The sequence below is a fragment of the Stenotrophomonas hibiscicola ATCC 19867 genome (assembly GCF_000382065.1).
Classification (GTDB): Bacteria; Pseudomonadota; Gammaproteobacteria; order Xanthomonadales; family Xanthomonadaceae; genus Stenotrophomonas; species Stenotrophomonas hibiscicola.
The window spans coordinates 1-14154 of record NZ_KB907509.1 but is presented as its reverse complement, the minus strand read 5'-3'; the positions used below and the strand labels follow the sequence as shown (position 1 = coordinate 14154).

The 14154-nt window shown below is 67.1% G+C and carries 13 protein-coding genes; 3 read left to right on the top strand and 10 right to left on the bottom strand.

Annotation, left to right across the window (positions count from 1 at the left end):
* From G370_RS1000000121490 to ttcA, 4 genes are all read right to left on the bottom strand, one after another.
* Nucleotides 1-232 (bottom strand): transposase (locus tag G370_RS1000000121490; protein WP_019662248.1); only part of this gene is annotated, 232 nt, incomplete at its 3' end.
* Between the two features lie 273 nt (nucleotides 233-505).
* Complete coding sequence (locus G370_RS0120515; RefSeq protein WP_019662247.1) at nucleotides 506-1285, bottom strand: M48 family metallopeptidase; 780 nt, start codon at nucleotides 1283-1285, stop codon at nucleotides 506-508.
* 59 nt (nucleotides 1286-1344) lie between these two features.
* Entirely contained in the window at nucleotides 1345-2250 is a 906-nt protein-coding gene (locus G370_RS0120510) for a recombination-associated protein RdgC (RefSeq protein WP_005411825.1), read from the bottom strand.
* 36 nt (nucleotides 2251-2286) lie between these two features.
* Complete coding sequence (gene ttcA / locus G370_RS0120505) at nucleotides 2287-3219, bottom strand: tRNA 2-thiocytidine(32) synthetase TtcA (protein WP_026347291.1); 933 nt, start codon at nucleotides 3217-3219, stop codon at nucleotides 2287-2289.
* Nucleotides 3220-3310: 91 nt separating this feature from the next.
* On the opposite strand from ttcA, the gene G370_RS0120500 reads away from it, so the two are divergent.
* On the top strand, nucleotides 3311-3514 hold the full coding sequence (locus G370_RS0120500) for a YdcH family protein (RefSeq protein ID WP_005421068.1): 204 nt from the start codon (nucleotides 3311-3313) through the stop codon (nucleotides 3512-3514).
* A gap of 106 nt (nucleotides 3515-3620) precedes the next feature.
* Here the strand turns inward: G370_RS0120500 and plsB are convergent, their stop codons facing one another.
* From plsB to G370_RS0120480, 4 genes are all read right to left on the bottom strand, one after another.
* Nucleotides 3621-6257, bottom strand: coding sequence for a glycerol-3-phosphate 1-O-acyltransferase PlsB (gene plsB, locus G370_RS0120495; RefSeq protein WP_019662245.1), 2637 nt, complete (start codon nucleotides 6255-6257; stop codon nucleotides 3621-3623).
* Complete coding sequence (locus G370_RS0120490; protein ID WP_019662244.1) at nucleotides 6257-7210, bottom strand: hypothetical protein; 954 nt, start codon at nucleotides 7208-7210, stop codon at nucleotides 6257-6259. Before G370_RS0120490 ends, plsB begins: the two co-directional genes overlap by 1 nt.
* 423 nt (nucleotides 7211-7633) lie before the next feature.
* On the bottom strand, nucleotides 7634-8359 hold the full coding sequence (gene pyrF / locus G370_RS0120485) for an orotidine-5'-phosphate decarboxylase (RefSeq protein WP_019662243.1): 726 nt from the start codon (nucleotides 8357-8359) through the stop codon (nucleotides 7634-7636).
* Complete coding sequence (locus G370_RS0120480; RefSeq protein ID WP_019662242.1) at nucleotides 8356-9279, bottom strand: 5'-nucleotidase, lipoprotein e(P4) family; 924 nt, start codon at nucleotides 9277-9279, stop codon at nucleotides 8356-8358. The genes pyrF and G370_RS0120480 overlap by 4 nt, the downstream gene beginning before the upstream one ends.
* Nucleotides 9280-9380: 101 nt before the next feature.
* Between G370_RS0120480 and G370_RS0120475 the strand changes: the two genes are divergently transcribed.
* The gene (locus G370_RS0120475; protein ID WP_019662241.1) at nucleotides 9381-10034 is read left to right on the top strand and encodes a YceH family protein; all 654 of its coding nucleotides are present in this window, start codon (nucleotides 9381-9383) and stop codon (nucleotides 10032-10034) included.
* Nucleotides 10035-10095: 61 nt separating this feature from the next.
* Here G370_RS0120475 and G370_RS0120470 read toward each other — a convergent pair whose 3' ends face one another.
* Both G370_RS0120470 and G370_RS0120465 read right to left on the bottom strand, forming a co-directional pair.
* On the bottom strand, nucleotides 10096-10620 hold the full coding sequence (locus G370_RS0120470) for a GNAT family N-acetyltransferase (protein ID WP_019662240.1): 525 nt from the start codon (nucleotides 10618-10620) through the stop codon (nucleotides 10096-10098).
* Nucleotides 10621-10881: 261 nt separating this feature from the next.
* Nucleotides 10882-12858, bottom strand: coding sequence for a UvrD-helicase domain-containing protein (locus G370_RS0120465; RefSeq protein WP_019662239.1), 1977 nt, complete (start codon nucleotides 12856-12858; stop codon nucleotides 10882-10884).
* A gap of 101 nt (nucleotides 12859-12959) precedes the next feature.
* Here G370_RS0120465 and G370_RS0120460 point away from each other — a divergent pair, with 101 nt between their 5' ends.
* Nucleotides 12960-13580 (top strand): thymidine kinase, encoded by a 621-nt coding sequence (locus G370_RS0120460; RefSeq protein ID WP_019662238.1) that lies wholly within the window; start codon nucleotides 12960-12962, stop codon nucleotides 13578-13580.
* Nucleotides 13581-14154 lie beyond the last annotated feature (574 nt).

Sequence of the window (14154 nt, the reverse complement as noted above, 5' to 3'; positions counted from 1 at the left end):
CGGACATACCGTCCTGGCTCATTTTTTCCAGGACAGCCAACTTGAACGGGAGGTCATAGAACCGGGCCTGGCGATGAAATCCGCGCCAACCATACAGCCGATAGGTCGCCACCCAGCGCCTGACCGTGGAGGCCTCCAGGCTGTGGCGACGAGCAACGGCTTTGACTGATGTGGAGGTCTTGCAGGCCTCTTTGGCGACCTGCAGTTTGAAACGAGCGTCGTATCTGTTCATGTATCCCTCGGGGTTGGATCTGGCGTCCAACTCCCGGGGGTCACTTCACCCTGGGGGCTTGGCCGCAGCATCCATGCCGCGGACACCCCCGCAATCCCACCCATCCCGTCCTTCGACAGTTTCCGGTGTGCCCACCACGGAAGAAAGAAAGTAGAGCAGGAGCGGGTCGCGCGCTGTGCGCGCTCTTCTGTAGAGCCGAGCCATGCTCGGCTGCTCTTCAACGTGATGACTGGAACCCCGCGCTGCGCGCGTCAGCCGAGCATCGGCTCGGCTCTACAGCAGCTGGTGCAGCATCGCTTTGAGGCGTCGCCCTTCCAGCTGGAAGTAGTCGCGCTGCTCGCGCCAGGCGGGGAAGCGTTGTTCCACTTCGTGCCAGAACGCGGGCGAGTGGTTGGGCTGGATCAGGTGGCAGAGTTCATGCACCAGCACGTATTCGAACGCTTCCGAGCGGCCCAGCACCAAGGCCAGGTCCAGTGCCATGCTGCCGTCGGGGGCCAGTGAGCCCCATTGCGAGGACATCACCTTCAGCCGCAGGCGGCTGGGTGCGCGCGGCAGGGTGGGCAGGTACTTCGGCAGCCAGCGCCCGACGTCGGCGCGGGTCTGGGCTTCGTAGAACTCGCGCAGCAGACGGCGCAGGGTGGCGTCACCACCACGGGTGGGCCACTGCACGAGGGCGCCGTGCGCGTCGATCTCCAGGCGCGCATAGCGGCCTTCCTGCCAGCGCAGTGGCAGCAGTTCGCCGCGCAGGGGCAGCACGCCGTCTTCGCCGGGCTGCAGCGGCGCCGGCAGGCCCTGGCCCTGGTACTGGCGCAGCTGCAGTGCAAGCCAGTCGCGGTGCTGTTCCAGGAAGCGTTCGCCCATCACCAGGCTTGCGCGCGGCGGCAGGGTCAGGCGCGCGCCGCGCTCGTCCACGCTCAGCTTGATGCGCCGTGCACGCGGATCACGCACGCGCAGTACCTCGATCTCGGCATCCTCCAGGCGCAGGCGAACGGTGTCGCGCTGTACGGTGGCGGGCGGGGTCGGGCTGATCAGGCGGCGCAGCAGACGGCTCATGCACCCAGCATAGCGCTGCTTCGGGCCGCCGGATGACCGGCGGCCGTCGGGCTGCCTGTTCAGTCAGCCTTGCTGAGCTTGAAGGCTTCTTCCAGCAACAGGAACAGGCGGCGGATCTCGGCGCTCTGCAGGGCGAAGCGGGCGTCGAACTCCGCGCGGCGGCCATCTTCGTCGGCATGCTCCAGCTGGTCCAGGGCACCGTCGAGGAACTTCAGCTTGCGCACGATCAGGTCGTCGCCGATCACGAAGGACAGGTTGTCCTCGAAGATCAGCGCCAGCTTGGTCACCTGCTTGCCGGCGTCCAGGTGCTTGTCGATCTCGTCGCAGCGCAGCTCCTGGTGCTGGCACTTGACTACCGCGCCACCTTCCACCGGGTCCTTCATCTCGCACTCTTCGCCCAGGCTCAGTCCGGTCGGCAGCGGCTCGCCGGCGATCCAGCCGGTCAGGATCGAGCGCGGCGCGACTTCGGCGTTCAGCGGCATCGCCGGGAAGCTGCCGAGCAGGCCGCGGATGTCGGACATGAAGTATTCGCCGGTCTTGCGGCTGGAGGTATCCACTGCCACGTAGCCGTGCTGCAGGTCGATGAAGGCGTCGTTGCGCGAGGACTTCACGAAGGCGCGCGGCAGCAGTTCATGCAGCAGGTCGTCCTTCATGCGCTTGCGCTCGCGGCCACCCGGGCGGCGGCCTTCCTTCTCCTCGATCTCCTCCAGCTTGCGCTCGAGCAGGTCGTTGACCACCGCCGCCGGCAGGATCTTGTCCTCCCCGCCCACGGTCAGCCACAGGTGCTCGGCGATGCGGTGGGAGAGCAGCTCCTTCTCCTCGCGGCCGAACGGTGAGATGAAACCGCGCGAGTTCATTTCCAGCGCGCCGACCGGCTTCAGCAGGGCGTGCGGCAGCAGGGTGTCGACTTCGGAAAAATCGGTGGTGGTCGGGAAACGGAAGAACGTCAGGTTGCGAAAGAACATGGAATTCCGGATGGCAAAGAGGAAGGGCGGCCGACCTTAAACGGCGGGCGTCTCGGGATCTGCGTCGGCGTCGGCCGGGGAACCGGCCAGCCAGGCATGGGCGTCGGGCAGCGGCGCGTCGTCGCGACGGCCCAGCGCCATGAAATCGAACAGGGTGGTGTCAGCCAGCTGCGAGGGCCGGACTTCACTCATGGCGCGCGCGATCTGCTCGATGCGGCCCGGGTGGTCCTTCTCCCACTGCTTCAGCATCAGGCCGACCTGGCGGCGCTGCAGGTTCTCCTGGCTGCCACACAGGTTGCAGGGAATGATCGGGAACTGGCGCGCCTGCGCGTACTCGACGATGTCACTCTCGCGCACGTAGGCCAGCGGCCGGATCACCACATGCTTGCCGTCGTCGCTGCGCAGCTTCGGCGGCATGCCCGACAGCTTGGCGTGGTGGAACAGGTTCATGAAGAACGTGGCCACCATGTCGTCGCGGTGGTGGCCCAGCGCGATCTTGGTGAAGCCATGGCTTTCGGCGTAGTTGTACAGCGCACCACGACGCAGCCGCGAGCACAGCGAGCACATCGTCTTGCCTTCCGGAATGACCCGGCTGACCACCGAATAGGTGTCCTGTTCGATGATGTGGTACGGCACGCCCAGCCCTGCCAGGTACTCCGGCAGCACGTGCTCGGGGAAGTCCGGCTGCTTCTGGTCCAGGTTCACCGCCACCAGCTCGAACGGCACCGGCGCCTTCTTCTGCAGCTGCAGCAGCACGTCCAGCAGGGTGTAGCTGTCCTTGCCGCCGGACAGGCAGACCATGACCTTGTCGCCGGCCTCGATCATGCCGAAGTCGGCAATCGCCTCACCGACCTGGCGGCGCAGGCGCTTGGCCAGCTTGTGCTGTTCGCGCTCGGCCACGCGCGGATCGCGGGCGGCGGGCGGCTGGGAACGCGGCAGGGGATCGGGAAGGGAAATCACGGCACTCATGGGTTCCATTCTAACGGCTCGGAGCGGCCACGGCCGGGGGTCGGGATTCCCCTCTCCCGGCAGTCATCATCGCTGTGTATGCTCGGAGGCTGTGGACACTTACAGCCCCGCCGAGATCGTCGAGCACCTCGCCGCCCTGCGCGCCGAGCACCGCCTGCTGGATGAACAGATCACCCGCATGGCCGCCAATGGCGAGGACGAACTGGAAGCCAAGCGCCTGAAGCGGCGCAAGCTGCAGTTGAAGGACTGCATCGCCAGGCTGGAAAGCCTGCAGATTCCCGACGAGCCGGCCTGAGCGGTGGCCCATCCACGCATGGCGTGGATCTACTGCTTCGCCCCTGGTAGATGCCAACCTTGGTTGGCATGCCGTTCGCCGGGCATGGCCATGCCCGGCGCTACCTTCAATCCTGCGGCGCCGGCTCGTCCGGGCGTGCCGCTTCCGGGCTGACCCGTTCGATGGTGTGGCGCAGCTCGCGGCCGAGGATGAACTTGGCGTCCTTGGCCCAGGCATCCAGGCGCTCGTCGAACAGCAGCTTGCTGTTCTCGTCCGGCCACACCAGGCGCAGCTCGCGCAGCTTCTGGATGAAGCCACGGAACAGGGCCTTGTCGAAGAACTCCGGCGCCGCCGGCGCATAGAGCAGGCTCAGGCGCTGCGCGGCCTGCTGGCACAGGCTTTCCAGTTCGGCGGCGCCAAGCACGCCGGGGCCGTTCTTCACCAGCACCGAAATGGCGATGTAGTAGCGCTCGAACGCCTGCTGCAGCGAGTGCCCGATGGCGCGCAGGCGGAACACCTCGTCGGTCTGCCCGGTGTTGCGCGCCAGAATGCCGCCGTCGTCGTCATTGACGTTCTGCAGCAACCCCTCACGCACGAACACGTTGATGGTCTGGTCGATGCGCTGGGCGAACTCGTCCTCGCTCCACGGCAGGAACAGCTCGGCCTGCAGGAACGGGTACACCGTACGGCCCAGCTGGACCAGGCCGGCGCGGCTCATGCGGCGGTTGTTCTGGAAGCAGCAGGCCACCCACGACGAGGCGGTGAACAGGTGCAGCACATTGTTGCGGAAGTAGCTCAGCAGCACCGCGGTATCGCCGCTGACGCTGAGCACATCGCCCAGCGGGTGCTTGATGCGGGTGAGGACGTTGATTTCCTCGGCGTGGGCGATGATCCGCTCCGGCGAGTGCGGGGTCACCGTCACCCGGTCCGAATATGGCATCTCGACCAGCAGGGTCTTGCACAGCTCGATCTGCGCGATCAGGTCGGCCTCGCCCATCGCGTGCTTCGGCGTGGACAGCAGCGCCAGCGCCAGCAGGTTGATCGGGTTGACGTCGGCGGCGCCGTTGATGCGCACCTGGATGCGTTCGGCCAGCGTATCCACCGTGGTCGACAGCCAGGCCGGCTTCTCGTCCTCGGACACCGCCTCGCCCTTCCACTCCGGCGCCTTCTCGGCCAGCACGTCGTTCAGTGCGATCGGTTCGCCAAAGTTCACCACCACCTGGCCGTAGTTCTGCTTGAGCACCTTGGGGATGCCCCACAGCAGCGACCAGATCGATTCCTTTTCCTTCGGCCGGCCGGACAGTTCGTCCAGATAGCTGCCGCCTTCCATCAGTTTCTCGTAGCCGATGTAGACGGGCTGGAACAGCACCGGCTTGCGCGGCTGGCGCAGGAACGCACGCAGCGTCATCGAGATCATGCCGCCCTTGGGCTGCAGCAGGCGGCCGGTGCGCGACCGGCCGCCCTCAACGAAATACTCCAGCGAATAGCCACCGGCCACCAGCTGCGCGACGTACTCGCTGAGCACCGCCGAGTACAGCGCGTTGCCGCGGATCGAGCGGCGGATGAAGAACGCACCGCCCTTGCGCAGCAGGGTACCCACCACCGGCAGGTTCAGGTTGATGCCGGCCACGATGTGCGGCGGCACGATGCCACGGTCGTACAGCAGGTAGGACAGCAGCAGGTAGTCCATGTGGCTGCGGTGGCTGGGCACGTACACCACTTCGTGGCCCGGCGCGGCAGCCTTGAACTTGTCCAGGTGGTGCACCAGCACGCCCGCATAGATGCGGTTCCACACGTGGCTGAGCATGAAGCTGGCCGAGCGCACGACCGGGCTGGAATAGTCCGCGGCGATTTCCCAGGCGTAGGCGTGTGCCTTCTTCCAGGCATCGGCCGGCTTCGAATTGTCGCGCTTGGCCTGTGCGGCGATCGCCTCGCGCACCGGTTCGGCAGCCAATACCTGGTCCACCAGCAGGCGCCGCGTCGACAGGTCCGGGCCGATCACCGATTCACGGATGCGCCGGAAGTGCGTACGCAGCACGCGCTGCAGCTTGCGCACCGTGCGCTCCGGCTCCAGGCCTTCGTCCACGGTGCTGCGCAGCGAGATCGGCGGGGCGAAGCGCACGATGGTATTGCGCCCGTTCAGCAGCAGGCCCAGCAGGCGGCGGAAGCGACCGACCAGCGCCCAGTTTTCCGAGAACAGCACCGCGAACCAGCCGCTCTGCTTGTCCGGCGCGCGGCCGACGAAGATAGACACCGGCACCAGGTGCACATCCAGGTCGTCGCGCACGCGGTGCGCCTGCAGGACCTTGGCCAGCGAATCGGAGTGGGTCTTGGCGCCGCGCTGCTCGGGAATCAGCGAGTTGCTGGAGCTGCGCCGCGACAGCGCCAGGTAGGCGCGCTTGCGCCCGGTCGGGTCACCGGCCAGCGGCACCAGCGGCGAGGGCAGCCCGGCCTGGCGGCAGGCCTTGTCCAGGATCAGCGCGTTGGACAGGCCGTAGTCTTCCAGCACGTACACGACCGGACGGCCATCGTTGTACTGGCCTGGGTCTTCCGGCTCGATCTTCAGCGACAGCCACGGCTCGACCAGGCGGCCCAGCAGGCGAGCCCACAGCGGGCGGCGGCCGGCCGGACGCGCGTGCACGGGCGGCGGTACCGGGTTCGGGCCGGTGCCGGTCGAGGGGGACGCCGGCACCGTATCGGCGGGCGTCGACTGGGATTCTTCGCCGGGAAACGGCAGCGGGTTCTGTTTCGACATCGGCGCCATTATGGCTTAGGCGGCGGCGTTGCTGCTTCCCCACCCCCAGCAGGGGCTTCAGCCGGTGATGGCGAGGCCGCAGCGCGGGCCGCGTCGGCCTTGCGCAGCAGCGCATCGGTGTCGGCCAGGGTGCGGGTCAGGTACCAGTGGCCCTCGCGGCGGCTCAGCGGCAGCTGCAGGATCATTTCGCGGCCAGCCAGGTCGTAGTGCAGGCGTACCAGCGCATTGTCACCCTCCACCGAGAGCAGCTCACCGCGCACGCTGCGCAGCGCCTCGTCCACGCCCAGTCCGTAGCTGCCCAGCACGGCCTTGAGGGTGTGGATGAACGGCGCCAGCTGCTGCAGGCTGCCTTCCATGCCGGCGGCCTGCAGGCCGGCCTCATCATCGAACCCAACCTTGCCGGCCGCGCCAACCAGTGCGGCGATGGTGCTGCGCGCGCGGGCGCGGTCACTGATCGGTGCGCCCTGCGCCCAGCTGGCGAGGGTTTCCACCAGGGCGATGTAGTGCGCCTGTTGGCCGGGCGTATAGCCCTTCTGGTGGCGCAGATACTGCACGCCGAAGTTGCCCATCGACTGCGCGGCCTGGCGAACGGCGCCGGCCTGTCCGGCCAGCTGGCGATCGAAGCTGCGCTGCAGTTCGGCGCTGGCGTTGGGCTTGCGCAGCGCGGCCAGCATCGGCAGCAGCTGGTCACCCAGCGGCAGTTCGGTCAGCGGCCACTGGCTGTGGCCTTCGGTCCAGGCCTGTTGCAGGCGCTGGTACTGGCTGGGCGGCACCGACAGCTTCGCGTAGCCGACCAGATCGTCCTCGGCCAGGCGCAGGGCCATCGCCTGCACCGCCGCGACCGGTTCGGCTGCCGGCTTGGCCGGATCATCGGCTGATTCGCGGCACGCGGCCACCGCCAGCAGCAGCATGGCTGCCAGCCCCCATCCACGCGCAGACCTTCCTCGCACCGCCACGCTCATGCAATCGGACTCCCCGGACCGGTCCGCATCTTGCGGCCTGCGACGTGACAGCGGCAAGCCGGGACGTCACGGTTTCCGCTGTTGCCTGTGCAAGTCACTGACGGGAATAAAAAAAGAGCCGGGATCACGGGGATCACAGGCTCTTCAAACCGGCGCAGGGCCGGTGGACAGTGTTGTGGCACATGTCCGGTCCGAGGACCGGATGGCGGCGATCCTACGCTGCCGCTCAAGTTAAGGCAACACTTCACGTAGTGCGCCTTAAACTATTGATTTTATTGATCCACCTGATGATGGGGTGGAAGCAATGAAATCTACGGCAGGTTTTGCGGCGATTCGGGCACAACCGCTCGGTAGACAGATGCAAAAACGCCATCCCGCGCGGGCCGGGATGGCGTTCGGGCCTGCAGCCTTCGCAACGGAACCTCAGCGCGCACCCAGTGCCGACGCGATTTCCTGCTGGATGGCCCGGGCCGCGGCCTGCGGATCGGTGGCCAGGCGGATCGGACGGCCAACCACGATGGCATCGGCACCATCGGCAAACGCCTGGGCCACGCCAACGGTACGCTTCTGGTCATCGCCGACCGGGCCACCGGGGCGGATGCCCGGGCAGACGATCGAGAACCCGGCGCCGGTCGCGGCGCGAATCGGGCCGGCCTCCTGGCCCGAGGCGATCACGCCATCGATGCCGGCCGCCTGCGCGGCCATCGCGCGTTCGACCACCACCTCCACCGGTTCACGGTCGATGCCCATCTGCGCCAGGTCCGGGCGGCCCATCGAGGTCAGCACGGTCACCGCCAGCAGGCGCATGTCGCTGCTGTTGGCGGCGGCGCAGGCTTCCATCATCGCCGGGTGCCAGCCGTGGATGGTGGCGTAGCTGACCGGCCACTGCGAAAGGCGCTTGATCACCGCCGCGGCGGTGGCCGGGATATCGAAGAACTTCAGGTCGACGAACACGCGCTTGTCGCGGCGGGCCAGCTCGTCCAGCACCTGGAAGTACTCGCCCGACGCCAGCAGTTCCATGCCGATCTTGTAGAACGCCACGCTGTCGCCGAGGCGGTCGACCCACTCCAGCGCCTGCGCGCGGTCAGGCACGTCCAGCGCGAAGATCAGGCGCTCGTCGTCGCGCAGCGGCAGTGGCGCGCGGCTCATGGTGCGTAGTCCAGGGCGGCGCGCTTGGCGTCGTGGCGGGCCTGGCGCGACTGGCTGTAATCGTTGTTGAACTGCGCCGGCTCGAAGCCACCGTAGGTCGGGTTGGGCAGCATCCACCAGCGCTCGCCGAACCAGTCGTGGTACTGCTGCAGCAGTGCGTCACGGCCTTCGTTGGTGTTGGCGGTCACTTCCACGAAATCGCCCAGCTGGTCGCCGAACTGCATCAGCACACGGTACTTCTGCCCGGCCAGGCGGCGGCGGCAGTTCTTCTCGCTACCGGCCTGCTCGCACCCTTCGACCACGGTGCCCAGGCCCAGGAACACGCTGTCATCGGCCACCGGCAGGCCCTGCTCGCGCAGGTTGGCCAGGGTCGCGTCCTTCAGGTGCACGGCGCGGTTGGAGATGTACAGCAGGGTCACGCCCTTGGCGTTGGCAGCCTTGGCGAAATCCACCACGCCCGGAATGGCCTTGGCCTTCTTCTCGGCCACCCACTGGTCCCAGCTCAGCTCGTCGTATTCCTTGCCGTCGCGCACCAGGCGCGCCTGGTAGGGCGAGTTGTCCAGCACGGTCTCGTCCACGTCCAGTACCACGGCCGGCTTCAGGCCCTTGGCCTCGTTGCCGCGTTCTTCCGGCACCAGTGCGTCCCAGTGGGCTTCCTTCAACGCGACATCCAGGTGGTCGGCGGCGGCACGGTAGGTCTGCTCGGTGATGGCCTTGTACTCCTGCGCGCGCTGCATCCACAGCACTGCGTTGAGATTGTCGTTGGCGGTCGCATCAAGCGCGCCATCAGCCTTGGCAGCGGCGGCCGGGGCCTCCGGGGCAACGGCTTCGGCAGCAGGCGCATCCACGCGCTTGCAGGCGGACAGGCCCAGCGCCGCAGTGGCGAGCAGGGTCAGGGACAGGGAAACGGGACGACGCATGGATTCACCGGCAATCAGATATACCGGCGCATTTTACCGGCAAAGGCGGCCCCGGGACGGCTATGCTTGGCGGTTGACCCGTTGCCCTTCCGGAGGCCGCCATGACCGATTCCACCCAGACCCCCGACGTCCCCCTGCTCGACGCCGTGCAGGCACGCCTGCTGGGCTGCCTGGTGGAAAAGGAGGCGACCACACCGGACACCTACCCGCTGACGGTCAACGCCGCCCAATCGGCCGCCAACCAGAAGACCGCGCGCGAGCCGGTGATGAACGTCGATGCCGGCAGCGTGCAGCACGCGCTGCGCCAGCTGGAAACGATGGGCCTGGCCCGCCAGCACTTCTCCTCGCGCGCGGACCGCTACGAGCACCGCCTGCAGGCCGCGCTGGACCTGACCCGACAGCAGACCGTGCTGCTGGCGCTGCTGCTGCTGCGTGGGCCGCAAACCCTGGGCGAGCTGGTGTCGCGCAGCGAGCGTCTGTACCGTTTTGCCGACACCGACGAAGCCCGCCACGCCATCGAGCGCCTGCAGCAGCGCGCGCTGCTGGTGGTGCTGCCGCGCGCCAGCGGCCAGCGCGAAGACCGCTACATGCACCTGCTGTGCGGCGAAGTGGACGGCGCGGCACTGGCAGCGAAGTACGCCAGCGGCGGCGGTGGCAGCAGCGATGCGGCCGATCCGGGCCTGGCCGAGCGCGTGGCCCGGCTGGAAGCGGCCGTGGCCGAGCTGCAGGCGCAGCTGGACGAACTGCGCGGCTGAGGGGGCGGGTGCCGACCGTTGGTCGGCACTGCATCTGAATCGTGCCGACCAACATCAGGGGTCAGACCTGCGCCGCACCCGGCGTGGCATACAACCGGCTCGGGCTGTCCACGCCCGGCAACTGGATCACCCCGCGCTCCTGCATGCCCAAGCCCAGCAGGATCTTCCCGGACGCCACGTTGTCCAGGTCGGTGATGCCATACAGATCGTGCAGGCCCAGCGCTCCGCGTGCATGCGCGAACACCGCCCGCGCCGCCTCACCGGCATAGCCCTGCCCGGCGAATTGCGAAAGCACCGCATAGCCGATATCCGGCCCCGGCAGGCCATCCCGCCGCACCAGCCCGGCATTACCCACCCAGGCACCATCGGACAGCCGCTCGATGGCATACATGCCGAAGCCATTCAACGCATAACTGTGCAGCACCCGCAGCGCGATGTACTCGCGTGCCTGTTCTTCGTCGCGCACGTTGCGGTCACCGATGAAACGCACGAAGCCCGGATCGTTGAGCAGGGCCAGCATCGGTGCCGCATCACGGTCAGGTTCAATGGCCCGCAGCCGCAGGCGCTCACTCTCGATCGGTTGCACAGGCAGACCTCCAGCCGAAACCCCGATTCTGCCTCAACCGCCGGCTGTTGCTTTTGATTTCCTCTGCATTGCCGTGGAAGGAAGCGCCCGGAATCTGTCAGAGGCCGGTCGAGGTGGGTTCGCGGGGGTATCCGCGCCATGGATGGCGCGGCTAAGCCCCCAAGGACGGGTTCACGGCGTCCCCCGCGAACCCACCCCGACCGGCCACACTGCGGAACCAACGCGTGCTCCACCACGGAGGGGCGGCGCCGTTGGAGCGCCCTAGTCGAACAACGCCTCGATCGCGGCCAACCCCGCCGTCGCGCGCTCCTTCTTGCGCGCCGCATCGGCCACCGGATCGGCGCCATCGCGCTGGATCTCCTCGGCCGGAATCTCCTCGAAGAACCGGCTCGGCTTCAGGCGTACGTGTTCGCCGAACTTGCGCGTCAGCTTGCTGTAGCTCATCCACAGCTGGATCTTGGCGCGGGTGATGCCCACGTACAGCAGGCGCCGTTCTTCCTGCAGGTTGCCCTCGTCCAGGCTGACCTGGTGCGGCAGCACGCCGTCCTCGCAGCCGACGATGAACACGTACGGGAATTCCAGGCCCTTGGAAGCGTGCAGGGTCATCATGCGCACCTGGTTGCCGCCCTCGTCCTTGTCGCTGCGCGACAGCAGCGCCAGCTGGCCGGCCAGGTCGGCGGCGGTTGCACCGCGCGGGCCGCCCTCGAACCACTGCGCCAGTTCCTCGATGTTGTTTGCGCGGCGCTGGTAGCTGGCCTCTTCCTTGGCCTGCTGGCGCAGCTCGCTCAGCAACCCGGATTCCTTGGCCACCTTGCGGATCATGTCGCCGGACGTCACCTGGCGCATCTGTGCACGCAGGTCGCGCAGGATGTCGGTGAAGCGCGCCAGGCTGTTGGCCGCGCGCGGTGGGAGCTGCTGCAGGGCACCGATGGTTTCTGCCACATGCGCCATCGGCATGTCCTTTTCCTGGGCCAGCTCGGCCAGCTTGGCCAGCGTGCCGGCACCGACGTCGCGCTTGGGCGACTGCACCGCACGCATGAACGCGGTGTCGTCATCCGGGTTCACCAGCAGGCGCAGCCAGGCCAGGGTGTCCTTCACTTCCTGGCGTTCCAGGAACATGGTGCCGCCGGTCAGGTGATAGGGAATGCGCAGCAGCTGCATCGCCTTTTCCAGCGGGCGCGACTGGAAGTTGCCACGGAACAGGATGCAGAAGTCACTCCACGGCACGTTGCGCGATTGCGCCACGAAGGCGATCTCGGCGGCGACCTTCTCCGCTTCATGTTCGCTGTTGCGGCATTCCCAAACACGGATGCGTTCGCCGTCGGCCTGGTCGCTCCACAGCTTCTTCAGGTGCTCATGCGGATTGTTGGCGATCAGCGCGTTGGCGGCGCGCAGCACGCGGTTGGAGCAGCGGTAGTTCTGCTCCAGCTTGATGATTTCCAGCGTGGGGTAATCGCGCCCCATCTGCTGCAGGTTTTCGGGATTGGCGCCACGCCAGGCGTAGATCGACTGGTCATCGTCGCCGACGCAGGTGAAGTTGCCCTTCTCGCCGGCCAGCTGCTTGAGCAGGCGGTACTGCGCGTCGTTGGTGTCCTGGCATTCGTCCACCAGCAGGTAGCCGATGCGCTCGCGCCAGGCCAGGGCGATGTCCGGATTCTCTTCCAGGATCTGCACCGGCAGACGGATCAGGTCATCGAAGTCGACCGCATTGAACGCGGTCAGCCTCAGCTGGTAGCGCTCGTAGACGCTGGCCGCTTCCTTCTCGCGGTTGCTGCGTGCGGCGGCCATCGCCTGTTCGGGCGACAGGCCGGCGTTCTTTGCGCGCGACACCAGGTTCTTCATGTCCTCGATGTCGTCGGGCTTGGCCCCGTGCATCAGGTCCTTGATCTGCGCAGCGGCATCGTCGGCGTCGAAGATCGAGAATCCACGCTTCAGGCCCACCGCCGCGTGCTCGATCTGCAGGAACTTCAGGCCCAGCGCATGGAAGGTGCAGATCGTCACCTCGTCGGCATCCTGCTCGCGCAGGCGCTTGGCCACACGCTCGCGCATTTCCTTGGCCGACTTGTTGGTGAAGGTGATCGCCGCGATGCGGCGTGCCGGGTAGCGGCCACAGCTGATCAGGTGGGCGATCTTTTCCACGATCACGCGCGTCTTGCCGCTGCCCGCGCCGGCGAGCACCAGCAGCGGACCTTCGATGTGCAGGACGGCGGCGGCTTGGGGGGGATTGAGACCGTGCATGGGATGGGGATTGTAGCGGGGCGGGGTGACGACCACAGCGGCCTGCCGGCGGGGTTGCTGAACGGCTTCGGCGAAGCGGGGTCGCGGCGTACAATCCGTCGATGGCCAAGCTCTACTTCTACTATTCGGCGATGAACGCCGGCAAGACCACCACCCTGCTGCAGAGCGCCCACAACTACCGCGAGCGCGGCATGCGGGTGGCGATCCTGACCCCGCGCCTGGACGATCGTGCCGGCGCCGGCGTGGTTGCCTCGCGGATCGGCCTGCGCGCCGAGGGCATGGCCTTCGACCGTGATACCGACCTGCAGCGCTGGGTAGAGCGGGACCTGGCGGCGAACGGGCCGATGGGCTGCGTGCTGGTGGACGAAGCGCAGTTCCTCACCCGCGCCCAGGTCTGGCAGCTCAGCGAGGTGGTCGACCAGCTGCGCATTCCGGTGCTGTGCTACGGGCTGCGCACCGACTTCCGCGGCGAACTGTTCGAGGGCAGCCAGTACCTTCTGGCCTGGGCCGACGAGATGCAGGAGATCAAGACCATCTGCCACAGCGGCAAGAAGGCAACGATGACGGTACGCGTGGATGAGCATGGCCACGCAGTACAGGACGGCCCGCAGGTGGAGATCGGCGGCAACGACCGCTACGTGTCGGTCAGCCGCGCCGAGTTCAAGAAGATCACCCGCGGCGAAGGGCGGATCGATCCGGCGCAGGCGCCCCTGCCGCTGTAAGGGGTGTTCTTTTGCAGGGCTTGCAGCCCTGCACCTGCTTCAAGCCGAAGCAACGGCAACAGCGGGCATTCCGTGGGATGGCGGGGCGGTGTCGGAGTGCGGGGACGCTGCAAGTACGTCCCTGTAAGCTTGGCAGCCGCATCCATGCGGCTGACACCCCGCACTCCGACACCACCCCACCTCTGACAGATTTCTGCGGCTGTTGGTAGGTGTCGACCTTGGTCGACACATCTGTTGTCAGATATCGAATGAAATTCTGTGGGGTCAGATCCGTTTTCCTTCGGAAAACGGATCTGACCCCATGAGCTGTTCCGACAGATCGCGGAGGTCTGTCGAAGGCGGGGTGGGTCCGGTTGCGGGGGGGTGAGCCGCATGGATGCGGCGACCGAGCTTACAGGGACGTACTTGCAGCGTCCCCCGCAGCCGGACCCACCCCGCCATCCCACGGAATGCACGCATTTGACGTTGCCTTGGCTTGAAGCGGGTGCAGGGCTGCAAGCCCTGCAATCCCAAACCACTCAGTACAGCGTGCGCTCCGGCGCTCCGGCCGGCGGCGGGGTGTACTGGTACAGCC